General features: G+C 63.1%; 15 protein-coding genes and 1 riboswitch. Of the genes, 6 read left to right on the plus strand and 9 right to left on the minus strand.

Annotated features, from left to right (window positions below):
* Positions 1-114 precede the first annotated feature (114 nt).
* The 3 genes from thiQ to thiB all read right to left on the minus strand — a co-directional run bounded on the left by thiQ (position 115) and on the right by thiB (position 3,760).
* The gene (gene thiQ / locus NKI69_RS20955) at positions 115-906 is read right to left on the minus strand and encodes a thiamine ABC transporter ATP-binding protein (protein WP_352722470.1); all 792 of its coding nucleotides are present in this window, start codon (positions 904-906) and stop codon (positions 115-117) included.
* Positions 899-2,518, minus strand: a complete 1,620-nt coding sequence (gene thiP, locus NKI69_RS20960) for a thiamine/thiamine pyrophosphate ABC transporter permease (RefSeq protein WP_352722471.1) — start codon at positions 2,516-2,518, stop codon at positions 899-901. Before thiP ends, thiQ begins: the two co-directional genes overlap by 8 nt.
* Before the next feature lie 243 nt (positions 2,519-2,761).
* Positions 2,762-3,760, minus strand: coding sequence for a thiamine ABC transporter substrate binding subunit (gene thiB, locus NKI69_RS20965; RefSeq protein ID WP_352722472.1), 999 nt, complete (start codon positions 3,758-3,760; stop codon positions 2,762-2,764).
* A gap of 43 nt (positions 3,761-3,803) precedes the next feature.
* Positions 3,804-3,918: riboswitch (TPP riboswitch) on the minus strand.
* An 87-nt stretch (positions 3,919-4,005) separates the two neighbouring features.
* On the opposite strand from thiB, the gene NKI69_RS20970 reads away from it, so the two are divergent.
* Genes NKI69_RS20970 through NKI69_RS20985 form a run of 4 tightly spaced genes read left to right on the plus strand, consistent with a single transcriptional unit; the run spans position 4,006 to position 7,087 of the window.
* Positions 4,006-4,665, plus strand: coding sequence for a thiamine diphosphokinase (locus NKI69_RS20970; protein ID WP_352722473.1), 660 nt, complete (start codon positions 4,006-4,008; stop codon positions 4,663-4,665).
* Between the two features lies 1 nt (position 4,666).
* Positions 4,667-6,487 carry an ABC-F family ATP-binding cassette domain-containing protein gene (locus tag NKI69_RS20975; RefSeq protein ID WP_352722474.1) on the plus strand — a complete coding sequence of 607 codons (1,821 nt, stop codon included), beginning with the start codon at positions 4,667-4,669 and terminating at the stop codon, positions 6,485-6,487.
* A 58-nt stretch (positions 6,488-6,545) separates the two neighbouring features.
* On the plus strand, positions 6,546-6,788 hold the full coding sequence (locus NKI69_RS20980) for a type II toxin-antitoxin system CcdA family antitoxin (RefSeq protein ID WP_352554243.1): 243 nt from the start codon (positions 6,546-6,548) through the stop codon (positions 6,786-6,788).
* The gene (locus NKI69_RS20985) at positions 6,788-7,087 is read left to right on the plus strand and encodes a CcdB family protein (protein ID WP_127297430.1); all 300 of its coding nucleotides are present in this window, start codon (positions 6,788-6,790) and stop codon (positions 7,085-7,087) included. The genes NKI69_RS20980 and NKI69_RS20985 overlap by 1 nt, the downstream gene beginning before the upstream one ends.
* Positions 7,088-7,116: 29 nt before the next feature.
* On the opposite strand, the gene NKI69_RS20990 is transcribed toward NKI69_RS20985, so the two are convergent.
* On the minus strand, positions 7,117-8,766 hold the full coding sequence (locus tag NKI69_RS20990; RefSeq protein WP_128305511.1) for a hypothetical protein: 1,650 nt from the start codon (positions 8,764-8,766) through the stop codon (positions 7,117-7,119).
* Between the two features lie 75 nt (positions 8,767-8,841).
* Positions 8,842-10,140 carry an adenylosuccinate synthase gene (locus NKI69_RS20995; protein ID WP_127267133.1) on the minus strand — a complete coding sequence of 433 codons (1,299 nt, stop codon included), beginning with the start codon at positions 10,138-10,140 and terminating at the stop codon, positions 8,842-8,844.
* A gap of 208 nt (positions 10,141-10,348) precedes the next feature.
* On the opposite strand from NKI69_RS20995, the gene NKI69_RS21000 reads away from it, so the two are divergent.
* Positions 10,349-11,254: a DMT family transporter gene (locus NKI69_RS21000; protein ID WP_023811869.1), complete on the plus strand. Its 906-nt coding sequence runs from the start codon at positions 10,349-10,351 to the stop codon at positions 11,252-11,254.
* Between the two features lie 152 nt (positions 11,255-11,406).
* Positions 11,407-11,871 (plus strand): DUF2231 domain-containing protein, encoded by a 465-nt coding sequence (locus tag NKI69_RS21005; RefSeq protein ID WP_023811868.1) that lies wholly within the window; start codon positions 11,407-11,409, stop codon positions 11,869-11,871.
* Positions 11,872-11,920: 49 nt separating this feature from the next.
* Here NKI69_RS21005 and serA read toward each other — a convergent pair whose 3' ends face one another.
* From serA to NKI69_RS21025, 4 genes are all read right to left on the minus strand, one after another.
* Positions 11,921-13,522: a phosphoglycerate dehydrogenase gene (gene serA, locus NKI69_RS21010; RefSeq protein WP_023811867.1), complete on the minus strand. Its 1,602-nt coding sequence runs from the start codon at positions 13,520-13,522 to the stop codon at positions 11,921-11,923.
* Between the two features lie 67 nt (positions 13,523-13,589).
* Entirely contained in the window at positions 13,590-14,765 is a 1,176-nt protein-coding gene (locus NKI69_RS21015) for a phosphoserine transaminase (protein WP_023811866.1), read from the minus strand.
* Positions 14,766-14,966: 201 nt separating this feature from the next.
* Complete coding sequence (locus NKI69_RS21020; protein WP_023811865.1) at positions 14,967-15,740, minus strand: outer membrane protein; 774 nt, start codon at positions 15,738-15,740, stop codon at positions 14,967-14,969.
* A 210-nt stretch (positions 15,741-15,950) separates the two neighbouring features.
* Positions 15,951-16,787: an outer membrane protein gene (locus tag NKI69_RS21025; RefSeq protein ID WP_023811864.1), complete on the minus strand. Its 837-nt coding sequence runs from the start codon at positions 16,785-16,787 to the stop codon at positions 15,951-15,953.
* Positions 16,788-17,072: the final 285 nt, after the last annotated feature.

Genomic DNA, 17,072 nt, shown 5'->3' on the forward strand with positions numbered 1-17,072 from the left:
GGCGGATACTGCAGGCAAATCACGGCCTGTGCCGGACCGGTAGGGCGACCTAGCCACACTCCCCCGGTCATGGCAAGCAAACGCCACATCGCCTGGAGCCGGTTTGACCGTAAATTATGTCCGCTTCCGGGCAACATCGCGTGATGTGGAATATCCAGCACCCGCGCCGATATAGCGCCGGAACGCCTCCGGACCAGCCCCGGTAAAGAAATCATCAGCCTTGCCGGTTGCGGCCACCAACCCATTGTCGACAAACACCATGTGCTCGCCGATGCGGCGTGCATCCTCGGGCTGGTGGGTGACAAATAGCACCGTCATGACGCGTTCGGCATGAACGGCAGCAACCAGATCCAGCATCTCGTCGCGCAAAGCGGGTCCGAGCGAAGCGAAGGGCTCGTCGAGCAGCAACACCGGTCGGTCGCGCACCAGCACGCGGGCCAGTGCGACGCGCTGGCGTTCGCCCCCGGAGAGCTCGCGCGGCAGGCGTTTCTCCTTGCCCGCGAGACCGGTGCGCGCAAGCGCCTCGGCGACCGCGACGCGGTCCGCCTCGGTCAGTCCCAGGGAGGGCGAGCGGCCGAGCCCGACATTCTGCTCGACGGAAAGATGCGCGAAGAGATTGTTCTCCTGGAACACCATCGACACCGGCCGCGCCGAGGCCGGCTCGGCGCTGACATCGGCCCCGCCGATCAGCACGCGGCCCGATTGTGGGGTCTCGAAGCCGGCGACCAGATTGAGCAGCGTCGACTTGCCCGAACCGCTCGGACCCATGATGGCGGTGATCTTCGCCGTGGCGAACTCGACGTCGAAGACAAGTGGCGCATCGCCATAGCTGCCATAACTGAACGACACATTGTCTAGCCGCACCGGCGCGCCCTTTTCGAGCCTGTTGGCCGCCCTCTCACGCATCGCGGACCTTCTCCCTTCCCAGCCAGTGCGCCGCCACGATCAACGCGAGACAGACGAAGCCGAGCAGCAGTGCCAGGCCGGCGGCATCCTCGGTGCGGTAGCTGCCCATCCGTGCCAGAAGAAGGTAGGGCAATGTCTGCACGGAATCACTGCCGAACAGGGCAATGACACCGAGATCGCCGAGCGACAGCGCCATGGCGAAAGCGAAGGCCGTGGCGAGCGGTCGCCGCAGCGACGGCCAGTCGACCAGCATCAGCCGGTTCCAGCCCGCAATGCCGAGCTGTGCGCAGAGCCGTTCGTGACGCTCGCTCGCCGCATCATAGGCGGGACGCACGGCGCGTAGGGCGAACGGCATCGCCATCACCGCATTGACGGTGACGACCATGACCGGGGCGATGGCGAAGGCATCGCCGACATGGCGCAGCAACAGGAACCAGCCAGCGCCGACGACGATCGGCGGCACGACAAGGACAAAACCGGCGCCTGTATCGGTGGCGCGTTCGAGCAGTGTCTTTGCGCCGGCACGGCGGTTCAGCGCCAGTGCCCGCCGCGCCATGGTCAGCGCCAGCGACAGCATCACCGAAAGCAGCGCCGACAGGAAGGCGAGCGCTGCGCTGGTCAGCGTTGCCTGCCGGACGGTGGCCTCGCTGGCCAAACGGCCGAGGTCCGCACCCAACCCGGCCACCACGGTTGCCGCCATCGGCCCAACGACGAACAGCAGCGCCAGGATGATGACTAGCGCGTTCAACCAGGTCTCGCTCCGATTGACCGAGAGATAGCGGCGTTGCGCGACCGGCAAATTGGTGTCGCCGACCACATTGGCGCCCAGGCGCGTCAGGGCCAGCACAACGATAAAGGTCAAGGCGATCTGCAACAGCGTCAGTGTAACGGCCCGCGCGGGATCGAAATCGAAGCGCAGCGCCTGGTAGATGCCGACCTCAAGCGTCGTCGCGGCCGGCCCGCCGCCGAGCGTCAGCACGATGGTGAAGGATGTGATGCAGAGCATGAACACCAGCCCGGCGACGCCGGGCAGTGCGGCGCGCAGCGTTGGCCATTCGATCAGCCGGAACGCCGGCCGCGCCGCCATGCCGAGCTGGCTCGCCAACCGCCATTGGTCGGCCGGTATGGTCTGCAGCGCCTCGAGGAACAGCCGCGTCGCCAGCGGCAGGTTGAAGAAGACATGGGCGACGAGGATGCCGGACAGGCCATAGATGCCCGGCCAGCTTCCCCCGCCGATCACAGCAAACACGCCGGCGAAATAGCCGGCACGGCCATAAAGCGCCAGGATGCCGAGTGCTGCGACAATAGCCGGCAGCGCCAACGGCACGGCGAATATCTGCAGGATGAAGGCGCGACCGAAGAAACGTGGATGTCGCGACAGAGCGCGCGCCACGAACAGCGCCGGGATGACCGAAAGCAGCGTCGAGAGCGCCGCTTGCCAGAGCGTGAAGCGAATGACGCGAAGCAGATAGGGATCTAAGGCTGCCCAGGCGCCCGAGAAATCATGGGCGCCCTCGAAAAGCAGGCCGGCAAACGCGCCGCCGATCAGCAGCGCGATTGCAGCGAGCGCGAGGGTGCCAGCGGTGATGCGGGGGTCAGACGCGCGTTGCACGCTGGACCACCATTCTTTCCATCGCGGCAATTACAAAGGATTGCGTTCCTTGGCGCCCCCCTCTGTCCTGCCGGACATCTCCCCCTCCAGGGGGGAGATCGGCCGCCACCCATGCTTCCGCTAGTCTCCAACGTTGCCGGACTATAACCAGCAACGACACTGCCAATCTCCCCCCTTGAGAGGGAGATGGCCGGCAGGCCAGAGGGGGGTGGAGTGGCGCGAACATCAAAAGAACTCGCAAGCCTACTTGCTCATCACCGCCAGCCACTCATCGACCCAGGCCTTGCGGTTGGCGGCGACCTCGTCGGGGCTGAACAGCAAGGTCTTGGTCGGCTTGACCAATTTGTCGAAGGCCGGATTGAGCGGCTTGTCGGTCTTGCCGGCCGGGAACATCCAGTTGGTCTCGGGGATGGCATCCTGGAATTTCGGCCCGGTCATGAAGGCGATGAACTTGGCCGCCAGCGGGTTCTTGGCCCCCGCCGTGGTGATACCCGCGACTTCTATCTGCAAATACTCGCCCTCCTCGAACGACGCTGCCTGATAGCGCTCTGTCTTCTCGGCGACCATGTGGTAGGCCGGCGACGTCGTGTAGGACAGCACCATCGGCGCCTCGCCCTTGGTGAACAGCCCATAGGCCTCGCTCCAGCCCGGCGTCACGGTCAGCACTTTCGCCTTGAGCTTGGCCCAGGCCTCGGGCGCCTTGTCGCCATAGACCGACTTGACCCACAGAAGCAGACCGAGGCCCGGCGTGGAGGTGCGCGGATCCTGGATGACGATCTTGTCATCGGCACTGCCCTCGACCAGTTCTTTCAGGCTTTTCGGCGGGTTCTTCAGCTTCTCGGAGTCGTAGACGACGGCGAAATATCCGTAGTCAAAGGGGACAAAAGTATCGTCGCTCCAGCCACCCGGCACGTTGACATCAGTTACGCCGCCATGCGGCGCGAACAAGCCTGACGCCTTGGCATCGGCGGTGAGATTGGTGTCGAGGCCAAGCACGATATCGGCCTTGGTCGACGCGCCTTCCAATCTGACGCGGTTGAGCAGCGCGACGCCGTCGGCGACCGAGACGAACTCTACATCGCAGCCGCATTCGGCCTCGAACTCCTTCTTCACCACGGGACCCGGACCCCAGTCGGCGGTGAAGCTATCATAGGTGTAGACGGTGAGCTTGTCCTTGGCCAAGGCCGGCCCGGACAAGGCCACGACCGTTGCTGAAACAAGAGCGTATAAAAGCGTGCGCATCGGCGCCTCCTTCGTTCGAATTGAAAGGAATTGAGGCGTCGGACTGTCCGAAACGTCTAATCCCTCCGCCGGTACAAACCGGATCAGGTTCAGCGGGTTGGCGAGACTGCCTCTCAGCCGGCCCGCGAAGATCGCGTCCGGCACCCCGTTAGAGCGTTTCGACACATAGGCCGGGCCGATCCCCCATGCAAGTGGGAGTTTGCCGCCTTCCGTTTCCCGTGCCGGGCTGGTAAGGGCCACACGATATGAGCACATTCACCATCCTGCTTGGCGGCGATCTCATCCGCACGCCACGGCTCGACCGCCAGGCCGAAGGCTCCCGCGTCATCGCCGCCGACGCCGGCATCGGGCATGCGCGGCTGCTGGGTCTCGTGCCCGAACTGTGGGTGGGCGATTTCGATTCCGTGCCAGCCGAGCTGCCTGACGATCTCGCTGCCGTGCCGCGCCGGACCTTCCCGGCGGAAAAGGACCAGACCGATGGCGAACTGGCCATTGCCGCCGCACTCGAGCGCGGCGCGACCCGCCTGGTGCTCGCCGGTGCTTTCGGCGGCAAGCGCGCCGACCACGCTTTCCTGCATCTGGCGCTTGCCTTGCGCCTGGCCGAAGCAGGGACCGATGTGCTCCTGACCAGCGGCGCTCAGGAAGGCATCCCGCTGCTGCGCGGAATGGCCGGCTTCGACTATGCCGATGGCACGCTGTTTTCGGTGCTCGGCTTTTCCGAGCTCGCCGGCCTGACCGTCACCGGCGCCAAATGGCCGCTGAACCACGTCAAGGTGGTGTTCGGTTCGTCGCTGACCATCTCCAACGAGGTCAAGTCCGACAAGACCGGGGGCCGCCTCGAAATCGCGCTCGGCCATGGCCGCGCGATGCTGCTCGCTCATCCCTATCCCTTACCTGAAAGCTGACATGGCCCCGCCTCTTCTCAACCTCGACGGGATAAAACTGACCTTCGGCGGCACGCCGCTGCTCGACGGCGCCGCCTTGACGGCTTCGGCCGGCGACAAGATCGCACTGGTCGGCCGCAACGGGTCGGGCAAGTCGACCCTGCTGAAGATCGCCGCTGGCCTGATCGAGCCGCAGGACGGCGAGGTGTTCCGCCAGCCTTCGGCAACTATCCGCTATTTGCCGCAGATGCCGGACATGGAGGGCTTTGCCACCGTCCGCGCCTATGTCGAGGCCGGGCTTGGCCCCGCCGACGATCCCTACCGAGCCAGCTATCTGATGGAGCATCTCGGACTGTCGGGTGAGGAACGTCCGAATGATCTGTCGGGTGGCGAGGCGAGGCGTGCTGCCCTTGCCCGCGTGATGGCGCCGGAGCCAGACATCCTGCTGCTCGATGAGCCGACCAACCATCTCGACCTCTCGGTCATCGAATGGCTGGAAGAAGAACTCATCCGCACCTCCTCGGCACTGATCGTCATCTCGCACGACCGCCGCTTTCTCGAACGTGTGTCGCGCGCCACCATCTGGCTCGATCGCGGCCAGACCCGCAGGCTGGACAAGGGCTTTGGCCATTTCGAGGAATGGCGCGACCTGGTCCTGGAGGAAGAAGAGCGCGAGCAGCATAAACTCGGCCGCCAGATCGTTCGCGAAGAGCATTGGCTGCGCTACGGCGTGACGGCGCGGCGCAAGCGAAACATGCGCCGGCTCGGCGAGTTGCAGACCATGCGCCAGCGTTTTCGCGGCCATCGCGGTGCCGAAGGGTCGGCGACCATGGTGGCGAGCGACGCCGCCGAGTCCGGCAAGCTGGTGATCGAGGCGAAGAACATCGAGAAGAGCTTTGGCGATCTCACCGTGGTCAAGGGGTTTTCGACCCGCATCCAGCGCGGCGATCGCGTCGGCCTGGTCGGGCCGAACGGCGCCGGCAAGACGACGCTCTTGAAGATGCTGACCGGCGAGATGAAGCCGGACGCCGGTTCGGTGCGGCTCGGCACCAATCTGGAGATCGCCACGCTCGACCAGAAGCGCGAGGCGGTCGACCCGCAGGAGACGCTGGCGCAATATCTCACCGACGGGCGCGGCGAGAACCTCGTCATCGATGGCGAGCAGCGCCACGTCGTCTCCTACATGAAGGATTTCCTGTTCAAGCCGGAGCAGGCACGCACGCCGGTGCGCGAGTTGTCCGGCGGAGAACGGGCACGGCTCTTGCTGGCGCGGGTGCTGGCGCGGCCGGCAAACCTTCTGGTGCTCGACGAGCCGACCAACGATCTCGATATGGAGACGCTGGAACTGCTGCAGGAACTGGTCGCCGGCTTTGCCGGCACCGTCATCCTGGTCAGCCACGATCGCGATTTCCTCGACCGCACCGTGACCAGCCTGATCGCGCCGGATGGTGAAGGCCGCTGGATCGAATATGCCGGCGGCTACTCCGACATGCTGGCGCAGCGCGGCGGCACCAGGCTGGACGACCGCAAGGCGCGTGCGAAGGCCGAAAACGGCGAAGCGCCAGTGACGACCAGAAGTGAAGCGGCCGCGCCAAAGGGGCCGGCGAAGAAACTGTCGTTCAAACAGAAATTCGCGCTGGAATCGCTGCCCAAGAAAATCGAGGGTGTGACGGCTTCGATCTCAAGGCTGGAGAACAACATCGCCGATCCGGCCTATTACGAGCGCGACCCGGCCTCCTTCCAGAAAACCATCGCCGCCCTCGACAAGGAGCGCGCCACGCTGGCGGCGCTGGAGGAAGAGTGGCTGGAACTGGAGATGCTGCGCGAGGAGATGGAAGGGTAAGGGATTGTGTGTGAACTTTTATGCGCCTACATTATGCGCATAAAAGAGAGCGATTTCCATGCTTCAATCGACGTCAAAACCTCAACGGCAATCCGTCAACACGTCCATCGATTCCCAGTTGATCAGCGACGCGAAAGCGTTGGGCATCAACATTTCCCGTGCCGCCGAGGCGGGGATCGCGAAAGCGATTGCGGCGGAAAAGACGCGTCGATGGCAAGAGGAAAACAAACAAGCCATTGAAAGCTCCAATGAATATGTCAGGCGCAACGGACTGCCATTAGCCAAATACCGGCTGTTTTGATGGCACGTTACGATCTTTATCGGAATGCTGAAGGCGGCGGCTATTTTCTCGATGTTCAGTCCGACCTTCTTGAAGGACTGAGCACAAGAGTCGTCATTCCGTTGATGCCGCCCAACATAGCACCGGTTCCGGGCCGCCGACTAAATCCGACCTTCGCTATCGATGGCAAAGATCATGTAATGGTCACGCAGTTCATGTCAGCCTTGATGGCCTCTGAATTGCCGGATGCCGAGGGAAATCTCTCCCGGCACCACGACGACATCGTCGCCGCGCTCGATATGTTGTTCCAGGGCTTCTGAGTCAACGAGGCTTCGGGCCGGCTTCCTTCTCAGCCCGCCGTCTTCGCCTGCCAGGCCTTGATTGCCTCGTCGAACACCTTCTCGCCGGGAATGCCCTTTTCCATGGTCAGCAGTGCCCGCCGTCCGGTCTTGTAGACGACCGGTACGTCGATCCAGTCCTGGCCGCGAAGCAGGGTCATGTTGGCGTCTTCGTCGGCCTTGGTATCGTTGAGCGCGACGAGGAAGAAGCCGTCGGCGATCTTGGCCGGAATGCCGATCAACGGGCTGCCGGCATCCTGCTCCGAACCCTTCATGGCGACGCGCAGGATGTTGTCGACACCGCCGCCCTCGAAACCGTCGGGCGTCAGGAAGATCATCTCGATGATATGGCTGGCCGGCAGTGTCTGGTCGGTGTTGCGGCGGATGGTCATGCGCAACTGGATGTCCTTGCCGGGAATGGTGGCCTCGGCGCGGATCGCCGGCTCCGGCGGCAGGTCGCCACCGGGCGATTCCTGCACCAGCGACCAGACGATGTTGCCGGGCTCGGCGGAACCCTGGGCAGTGCTGGTACGCTCCTCATAGAAGATCGCCTTCTGGCCGACAGGCAGAGCGGCTTCCGCAGGCGCAGCTGCCGTGGCGGGCGGCGCGGCGCCGGCCGGTGCGGTCGGCGTGCCGGCAGCATCGGCTGGCGCTGCCGGGGCAGCTCCGTTGGCAGGCGGTGTTGCGGGGGCGGCACCTGTAGCGGGGGGCGCTGCCGCGGCAGGTGTGCCTGCGGCCGGAGCGGAAATCGCCGGTGGGTTTGTCGCCGAGGGCGGCGTGGTCAGCGCGGCGACCGATTCGCCTTCGCCGATGCCGCTTTGGCCACCGGCCGGACCCGGGTCGACTTCACTGCCCTGCGGCGTCAGCCGCTGCGTGAATTTCGTGCTTTCGGCTTCCGTGCCGCCAGCCGCGGGCGCCGGAGGCGTTGCCGCGGCATCGGTTGCCGGCTTGGCAGGCGCTGGTTTCACCGGCTCGGTCTTGGCGACCTGATTGCCGCCAAACCCAAGCATTTTGCCGAAGGCATCCTTGTTCAGCCAGATTCCGTAGCCGCCGCCGGCTACGACCAGAAGAGCGACGACGGCCGCGATCAGCCCACCATAGCTGCGCTTGCGCTCGGCGGGACGCAGGCGCTGGAAGGTATCCGACACCGGCTCTTCGTCGCTGGAAAAGACATCGGCCTCGTCCTCCTCCTCGTCGGCATCCATACCTGGAAGAGGCGTGTCGGCGCGAGCCAGCTGGGAAGGCGCCGGCGTCGCCCTTTGCCAGCTCGGCTCGACCTTGGCGGCAGGTGGTGGCGCGGGCTGATAAGATTCAGGCTTTGCAGCGGGCGGTGCCGGCCAGGCTGATTCGGCCTTGGCCGGCTGCCGTGTATGGGTTGGCTGATTCTTGTTGCGATCGATCGACGAAAAGATGTGTTCCAGCTCCGCCAGCGGATCGGTCTCTGGCAGGCTCTTGGCATAGTCCCGCTCGACACTCGCGATCGCGTCTTCCAGCGAACGCATCTGCGTGGCTATGGCTTCGGCGGCCGGCGGCGGCGAATATTCCTCAAGCTTCTTCGCCAGCATGGTGCGAACGCTGGCATAGATGCGCGTACGCTTTTCCGGCGTCTCGTCACCATGCTTGCCGAGCGCCTTTTTCAGAATAGCAACGTAATCTGCCATGCTTCAGTCGACCTGTATTTTGTTTCCGCGCCGGCCCCCGCAAATCGGCCGCGATGCCCGGAAAGGCTTCAGAAACTAGTCTTGAAACGGATCGGTCACAAGTATCGTGTCGTCCCGTTCCGGGCTGGTGGAAAGGAGTGCGACCGGGGCGCCGATCAGCTCTTCGATGTAGCGGACGTATTTGACGGCCTGGGCCGGCAGATCGTTCCAGCTGCGCGCGCCGGCAGTGGTGCCTTTCCAGCCCTCGAGCGTCTCGTAGACCGGCTCGACACGTGCCTGCGCGCCCTGGCTGGCCGGCAGATAATCGATCATCTCGCCGTCGAGACGATAACCTGTGCAGACCTTGATCTCGTCCAGCCCGTCGAGCACGTCGAGCTTGGTCAGCGCGATGCCCTTGATGCCGTTGACAGCGACGGCCTGGCGTACCAGCACCGCGTCGAACCAGCCGCAGCGGCGCTTGCGGCCGGTGACGACGCCGAATTCATGGCCGCGCGTGCCGAGGAATTCGCCGACCTCGTTCTTCTGCTCGGTCGGGAACGGACCCTCGCCGACGCGTGTCGTATAGGCTTTGGTGATGCCGAGCACATAGCCGATGGCGCCTGGGCCGACGCCGGAGCCGGCGGCAGCCTGTCCGGCAACCGTGTTCGACGAGGTCACGAATGGATAGGTGCCGTGGTCTATGTCAAGCAGCGTGCCCTGCGCGCCCTCGAACAGGATACGCTCGCCAGCCCGACGCTTGTCGTCGAGGATTTTCCAGACCCGGTCCATATAGGGCAGGATGTCGTCGGCGACCGAGGTCAGTTCCTGCATGATCGCGTCATGCGTGACTTCCGCATGGCCAAGCCCCCGACGCAGCGCATTATGGTGCGTCAGCAGCCTGTCAACCTTCACGGGCAGTGTTTCCAAATCCGCCAAGTCCATCACCCTGACCGCGCGCCGGCCCACCTTGTCCTCGTAGGCGGGGCCGATGCCACGACGGGTCGTGCCAATCTTCGTCCCGGAATTGGATGCGGCGTCCTCACGGAATCCGTCCAGCTCCCGATGCAGGGACAGGATAAGCGCTGTGTTTTCGGCTATTTTCAGGCGATCCGGTGCGACTTCGACACCTTGCGCCTTGAGCTTGGCCACCTCGGCGACGAAAGCATGCGGGTCGAACACGACGCCATTGCCGATGATGGACAGCTTGCCCTGGCGCACGACGCCCGACGGAAGCAACGACAGCTTGTAGACCTTGCCGTCGACGACCAACGTATGGCCGGCATTGTGGCCGCCCTGGAAACGCACCACGACATCGGCGCGCTCCGACAGCCAGTCGACGATCTTGCCCTTGCCTTCGTCACCCCACTGCGAGCCGACGACCACCACATTGGCCATGTTTCTTTTCCCTTGAGACGCCGCCAAGCGGCTTGAATATGGTTCGAAACGACAGGCCTCTATAACGTCAAGACCTCGCGAGCGCGACCTTTCTTTGCCGTCGAAAATGCCCTGAGGCACAACAATTTTCGGCTTTGACATCATTTACTTGGGCGAGCGAGGGCAATAGGCCGGCAAACACCGCAGCTCCGGCGACTGGAATCCCGCGATGCATCGAAGCGCCTACATATTCCTGCTGCTCACCACCTTGCTCTGGGGCGGAAATTCGGTGGCCGGTAAGCTGGCGGTCGATCACGTCTCGCCGATGACGCTGGTCTTCCTGCGCTGGGTTCTGGCCGTGGCGATCATGCTGCCCATCGGCTGGAAGACCATCCAGAAGGACTGGCCGGTCGTCCGCAAGCACTGGTTCGTGCTGGTCGCCCTCGGCGCCAGCGGCTTCACCCTGTTCAACACCATCTTCTACACGGCGCTCAACTACACGACAGCGATCAATGTCTCGATCGAACAGGCGGCGATGCCGATCCTGATCATGACTGCCAATTTCGTCTTCTTCCGCCTGCGCGTGAACTGGGCGCAGATTGTCGGCGTCGTGCTGACCATCGCCGGCGTGATCCTCACCGCCTGCCATGGCGATCCGCGCCGGCTGTTGACGCTGGAACTCAATTTCGGCGATGCCATCATGCTGGTCGCCGTGTTTCTCTACAGCGGCTATTCGGTCGGACTGCGGTTGAAACCGGTGATGCATTGGCAAAGCCTGATGCTGGCCCTGTCGGTTGCGGCACTCGTCACTTCGCTGCCGTTCTTCCTGTGGGAGGTCGTCGCCGGCAAGGTCATCATGCCCGACGCGCGCGGCTGGACCGTCATCGTCTATACGGCGATCGGCGCCTCCGTCGTTTCGCAGATCTTCTACATCAGAGGCAACGAACTGATCGGCGCCAACCGCGCCGGCCTGTTCATCAATCTGGTGCCGATCTTCGGCACGCTGCTGTCGGTGCTGATCGTCGGCGAGACGTTCCACCTCTATCAGGCACTGGCTTTGGTGCTCGTGCTGGGCGGCATCGGGCTTGCCGAATACAGCGGGCGCAAGATGGCGTTGGCGGACCACCGCGGATGACATGTGGCGGCTGACGCCCTCCGCCGTCGCGGCAATTCACGCGAACGGCCTGGACTTCGCCAATGGCCGCGGAACGGCGGCATAAACCCTGCCGCGTCCCCACTTGGAACATTTCACCTCCAGCGGAGTTTGAACGGCAGGGAGGCGACATGATGAGCCAGAACCCTCGCAGCACGGCAAGCATCGCTGGTCACCCTATCCATCCCATGCTGATTCCGTTTCCGATTGCTTTTTTCGTCGGCACCTTCGTTTGCGATCTTATCTTCTGGCGAACAGCCGATCCCGGATGGGTCACCGGATCGCTCTGGCTTCTCGGCGCCGGCCTGATCATGGCTGCCCTGGCTGCGCTTGCTGGCCTGACGGATGTTCTCGGCGATGTTCAGATCCGCAATCTCACGACGGCATGGCTCCATGCCGGCGGCAATGTACTCGTCGTGTTGATCGAGCTTTACAACTGGTACTTGCGGTATACCGGCGGAGCGGCGGCCGTGATGCCAACCGGCTTCGTCCTATCGCTGATCGTGGTTCTCATCCTGCTGTTTACGGGCTGGAAGGGTTGGGAACTGGTCTACCGACATCGGGTGGCTGTCTCCGATGGCTCGGACGAGTTGACCTGAACCGGCCGCCGCGGCGGCCGGCATCAACGAGGGCGACCCCTGTCCTCGATCACATCGCGTTGACGTCGAACTGCAGCCGCTTGGCCGAGTCGATCGACTTATGCGCTTTGACCTTTTCCAGCACGGCTTCCGGGAACGGCGCGTCGAGATAGAGCAGCGCTATGGCATCGCCGCCCGGCCGGTTGCGGCCGAGCTGGAAGTTGGCGATGTTGACGCCATTCTCGCCGCAGACAGTGCCGAGCAGCCCGATAATGCCCGGCGCGTCGGCATTGGTGGTGTAGAGCATGTGCTGGCCGACCTCGGCATCGAGGTTGATGCCCTTGATCTGGATGAAGCGTGGCTTGCCATCCGAGAAGCATGTGCCGGCGATCGAGCGCGTCATGTGCTCGGTCTTCACGGTCAGCTTGATATAGCCGTCGAACACGCCCGATTTGTCGCGCTTGACCTCGGCGACAATGATGCCGCGCTCCTTCACCATGATCGGCGCCGACACCATATTGACGTCCGAGACCTGAGGCCGGATCAGCCCGGCAAGTGCGGCGCTGATCAGCGCGCGCGTGTTCATCGTCGCGGTGGAGCCGTCGAACAGGATCTCGACCTCCTTGATCGGATCCTCGGTGACCTGGCCGACGAAGGCGCCGAGCACCTCGGCAAGCTTGACGAACGGCTTCAGCCGCGGCGCCTCCTCGGCGGTGATCGACGGCATGTTGATGGCGTTGGAGACGGCGCCCTTGATCAGATAGTCGGCCATCTGTTCGGCAACCTGCAACGCGACATTCTCCTGGGCCTCCGTCGTCGAGGCGCCGAGATGCGGCGTCGCCACCACATTCTCCATGCCGAACAGTTCGTTGTTCTCGGCGGGTTCGACCTCGAAGACGTCGACGCCGGCGCCGGCCACCTTGCCGCTCTTCAGCGCCGCGATCAGGTCGGCCTCGACGATCAGACCGCCGCGTGCGCAATTGATGATGCGCACGCCCTTCTTCATCTTGGCGATCGCCGCGGCATCGATGATGTTGCGCGTCTTGTCGGTCAGCGGCGTGTGCAGGGTGATGAAATCGGCGCGGGCGAACAGTTCGTCGAGTTCGACCTTGTCGACGCCAAGCTCCTCGGCACGGCTGTCCGACAGGAACGGATCGAAGGCGATGACGTGCATCTTGAGGCCAACGCCGCGTGTCGCGACGATCGAACCGATGTTGCCGCAGCCGATGACGCCCAGCGTCTTGCCGGTGATCTCAACGCCCATGAAGCGGTTCTTTTCCCATTTGCCGGCATGGGTCGAGGCGTTGGCTTCAGGGATCTGGCGCGCCAGCGCAAAGATCATCGCCACCGCATGTTCGGCTGTGGTGATCGAGTTGCCGAAGGGCGTGTTCATCACGATGATGCCCTTGCGGCTTGCCGCCGGGATATCGACATTGTCGACGCCGATGCCGGCGCGGCCGATGACTTTGAGATTGGTAGCGGCGTTGATCAGCTTTTCGGTGACCTTGGTCGCCGAGCGGATGGCGAGGCCATCATACTGGCCGATCACTTCGGCGAGCTTTTCCTTGTCCTTGCCGAGATCGGGCAGATAGTCGACCTCGACGCCACGATCCTTGAATATCTGCACGGCGGTGGGGGAGAGTTTGTCTGAGACGAGAACGCGGGGCGCCATGGCGACCTCCTTGAAATGGATTTGATCCTGATGGGAATGGGCGGCCCGGAGGCCGCCGCGAATGATCTCAGGCCGCCGCTTTGAGCGACGCCTTCTGTGCGGCGAAGGCCCAGTCGAGCCAGGGCAGCAGCGCTTCCAGATCCGACGTCTCGACCGTCGCGCCGCACCAGATGCGCAGGCCGGGCGGTGCGTCGCGATAGGCACCGATATCGTAGGCGACGCCTTCCTTGTCGAGCACCGACACCAGCCCCTTGGCGAAAGCCGCCTGCCCGTCGGCGTCGAGCTCGGACACGTCCGGATCGGTGAAGGACAGGCAGACGGACGTGTTCGACCGTGTCGCCGGCTGGACGGCGAGATGACCGAGCCAGGAGGATTTGCCGACAAAGCGATCGAGGACGGCCGCATTGGCATCCGCCCTGGCGATCAGCGCGTCGAGGCCGCCGGTCGACTTCGCCCAGTTGAGCGCATCGAGGTAATCCTCGACGCACAGCATCGAGGGGGTGTTGATGGTCTCGCCCTTGAAGATGCCTTCGATCAGCTTGCCGCCCGAAGTCAGGCGGAAGATTTTCGGCAGCGGCCATGAAGGCTTGTAGGTCTCCAGCCGCTCGACGGCACGAGGCGACAGGATCAGCATGCCGTGAGCGCCCTCGCCGCCCAGCACCTTCTGCCAGGAGAACGTGACGACATCGAGCTTTTCGAAGTCGAGCCTCTGCGCGAATGCGGCGGAAGTCGCATCGCAGACGGTCAGGCCCTTGCGGTCCGCGGGAATGAAATCGCCGTTCGGCACGCGCACGCCCGACGTGGTGCCGTTCCAGGTGAAGACCACATCGCGGTCGAAATCGATCCTGGTAAGATCAGGCAGTTCGCCGTAGCCGGCTTCGATCTTGCGCACATCGGCGAGCTTCAATTGCTTGATCACGTCGGTGACCCAGCCGGAGCCAAAGCTCTCCCAGGCGACCATGTCGACGCCGCGCTCGCCGAGCAGCGACCACAGCGCCATCTCGACCGCACCGGTGTCCGACGCCGGCACAATGCCGATGCGATAACCCGCCGGGACCTGGAGAATCTCCCGCGTCAGCTCGATCGCCTGTTCGAGCTTGGTCTTGCCGATCTTGGCGCGGTGGGAACGGCCGAGCGCGGCATTGTTCAGCGCCTCGACCGACCAGCCGGGACGTTTTGCACAGGGACCTGAGGAAAAATTGGGGTTTGCCGGACGGAGTCCGGGCTTCGTATGCGTCGTCATCGTGGTCTATCCTTCCAGATAGTGGCCCCTCGTTGGGGAGGGGTGGCCCACGGACGGCGATATGCGTTCAGACTTCGGGCGTCAAGAGGAAAGTTTTTGTCGCTGCCGGGATACCGGCGATCCCTGATCGGGATGTCGTGACTTCAAACGCAAACGGCGGACCCCGAAGATCCGCCGTCCTGAACCTCGTGCTCGCCGCGCCTACCAGAGATCGTAGCGCAGCCCGAGCTTGACCTGATGGTTGCTGATACCTTTTTTGACCGGATAGGAGGTCAGGCTCTCAGCCGTCACATATTCAGCGTCCGGGGCGGAGAAATACTGATAGCCCAGGTCGACGGAAACGTTCTTCGATACCTGATAGGCGAGGCCCGCATTCAGCGTGTAGGCCAGCGAGTACTGGGTCTTGCTGTCACTTACGGCGAAATCGTCCGTGTCGTCGCCATTGTCGGTGAAATAGCTTGCCGACAGGCTGCGCTTGCTGCGAACGACCCCGATACCGGCGCCGAGATAGGGTGTGATGCCGACATAGGTGCCAAGATCGACATAGCCGTTGAGTATGCCCGACAAGGCGTAGTTCTTCAGGGATGCCGACGCCACGGTCGGCTCTGCCGCAGTCGCTGAATCGTCATAGCCGACGCCGATCTCGTTGCCAGGCAGATAGCCGAGATTGAGGTCGGCGCGCAGATAGTCGTTGAAATGGTAGCCGAAGCCGATGCTGGCAAAGATCGGATCTTCTTTGTCGCTGAAGCTTGCAGGTGGCGAAGGTGTGAAGGCGAAATCCTCATTTTTGAAGCTCTTCTGCGCCAGATAGGAGACGTCGCCGCGCAGGTACCAGCCGGAACCGACCTCGACCGGGACGTAGTCGGGCGCCTGGTCGACGTAGATCGGCGGGTCATAATCGGCCGCGTGCACCGGCGTCAGCGGCAGGAGGGCTAGTGCACCGAGCGCCAGCGCCATACGCGATGTAAGTTTCATGGTCCCCGACTCCCGAATTTGGCGCAGCCCGCAATCGCAGCGGCAGCCATCGTTTCAAGGAGCATTGTTAACCATAGTGGTTAAGTGCCGGTTAAGGCTAACAGAGCGTTAGCGAATTCATTTCCCCTGTCGATTCCAGGCGGCCCAAACGAAAAACCGGCCGGCTTGAGGCCGGACGGTTTTCGAAGAATTCAAGTGATGTAGATGGCGTTACTTGGTGTAGATCGGCTCGGGTTCGGGCTGGTAGGCCACGACCGGCGCGGCGCAACCATTGCTGCCACCGAACTGGTAGCGCAGGCCACCGCGCACTTCGTGCGTGTTGATGCCACGGTCGAAGCCGGGACCGGAACTGGTGATGTTCCAGTCGAACATGCGGCCGCCCTGAATATGGGAGAAGCGGTAGCCGGCATCGAGAATGATCTTGTCGGTCAGGCAGTACGAAGCGCCGGCCATCAGACCGTAGGCGAAACGCCAGCTTGATCTGCCGGGATTGAACTCGGTGGTGTTCGGGTCGTAGACATCATCCCACTTGACGCGGGCGCCGCCGATGCCGGCGCCAACGTAAGGCGTGATGCCATGGTAGGTGCCGAGATCGACATAGGCATTCGCCAGCAGCAACAGGGCGCTCATCTTCGATACTTCGGTCGAAGTACCGTTGATGTCCGAGGTGCCCCCGTTGAAGTTCGACTTGAACCAGTAGTCGGCGGTCAAATCGGTCCGGAAGTGATCGTTGATCTTGTAGCCGACGCCGGCGCCGAGCGAGAAACCGCCCTTGAGTTTGCCGAAATCGAAGCTTCTGGTGCCGGGCGTAACCGTACAGTTACAGGGATCGACGGTGTAGGTCATATAGTCGATGCCGCGCACGGTCGACTTGTGATAGTCGATGTCGCCGCGGATGTACCAGCCGCCGACCTCGACCGGCTGCTCGTAGACAGCCTGAGGCGGAGCCTCTTCGACCATCGGTTCCGGCAGGTCGGCTGCGAACAGCGGTCCTGCCAGGCCTGCGAACAGGAAGGCGAGCAGGACCTTTCTTGCTGTCTTGAACATGCTTGTCACCCCTGAGAAGCTCGGAACGGCGAATCCGTCCGAAATGCGATTGGCTTTCAGTCGTGGATAATGAATTGCAAAGGTTAAAAGGCGTTTAACCCTGTTGCTTAACCACGAATCTCGAAACTCTAGGGATTGGCGCGAGATTTACGGGCACCGAAAAAAGTGGCGGCTGACAAGAAAAAGCCCGCCGAGGGGCGTAATGCAGTTCACTTAGGCACCTTCAGTGTTCTGACAGGATATTTGGCTGGTAGCTTTTTGACGACACGGGGGCATGATCGCCCC

Origin of the sequence: Mesorhizobium sp. M0491 (assembly GCF_040321265.1) — a bacterium.
In the GTDB taxonomy this organism is placed as follows: domain Bacteria; phylum Pseudomonadota; class Alphaproteobacteria; order Rhizobiales; family Rhizobiaceae; genus Mesorhizobium.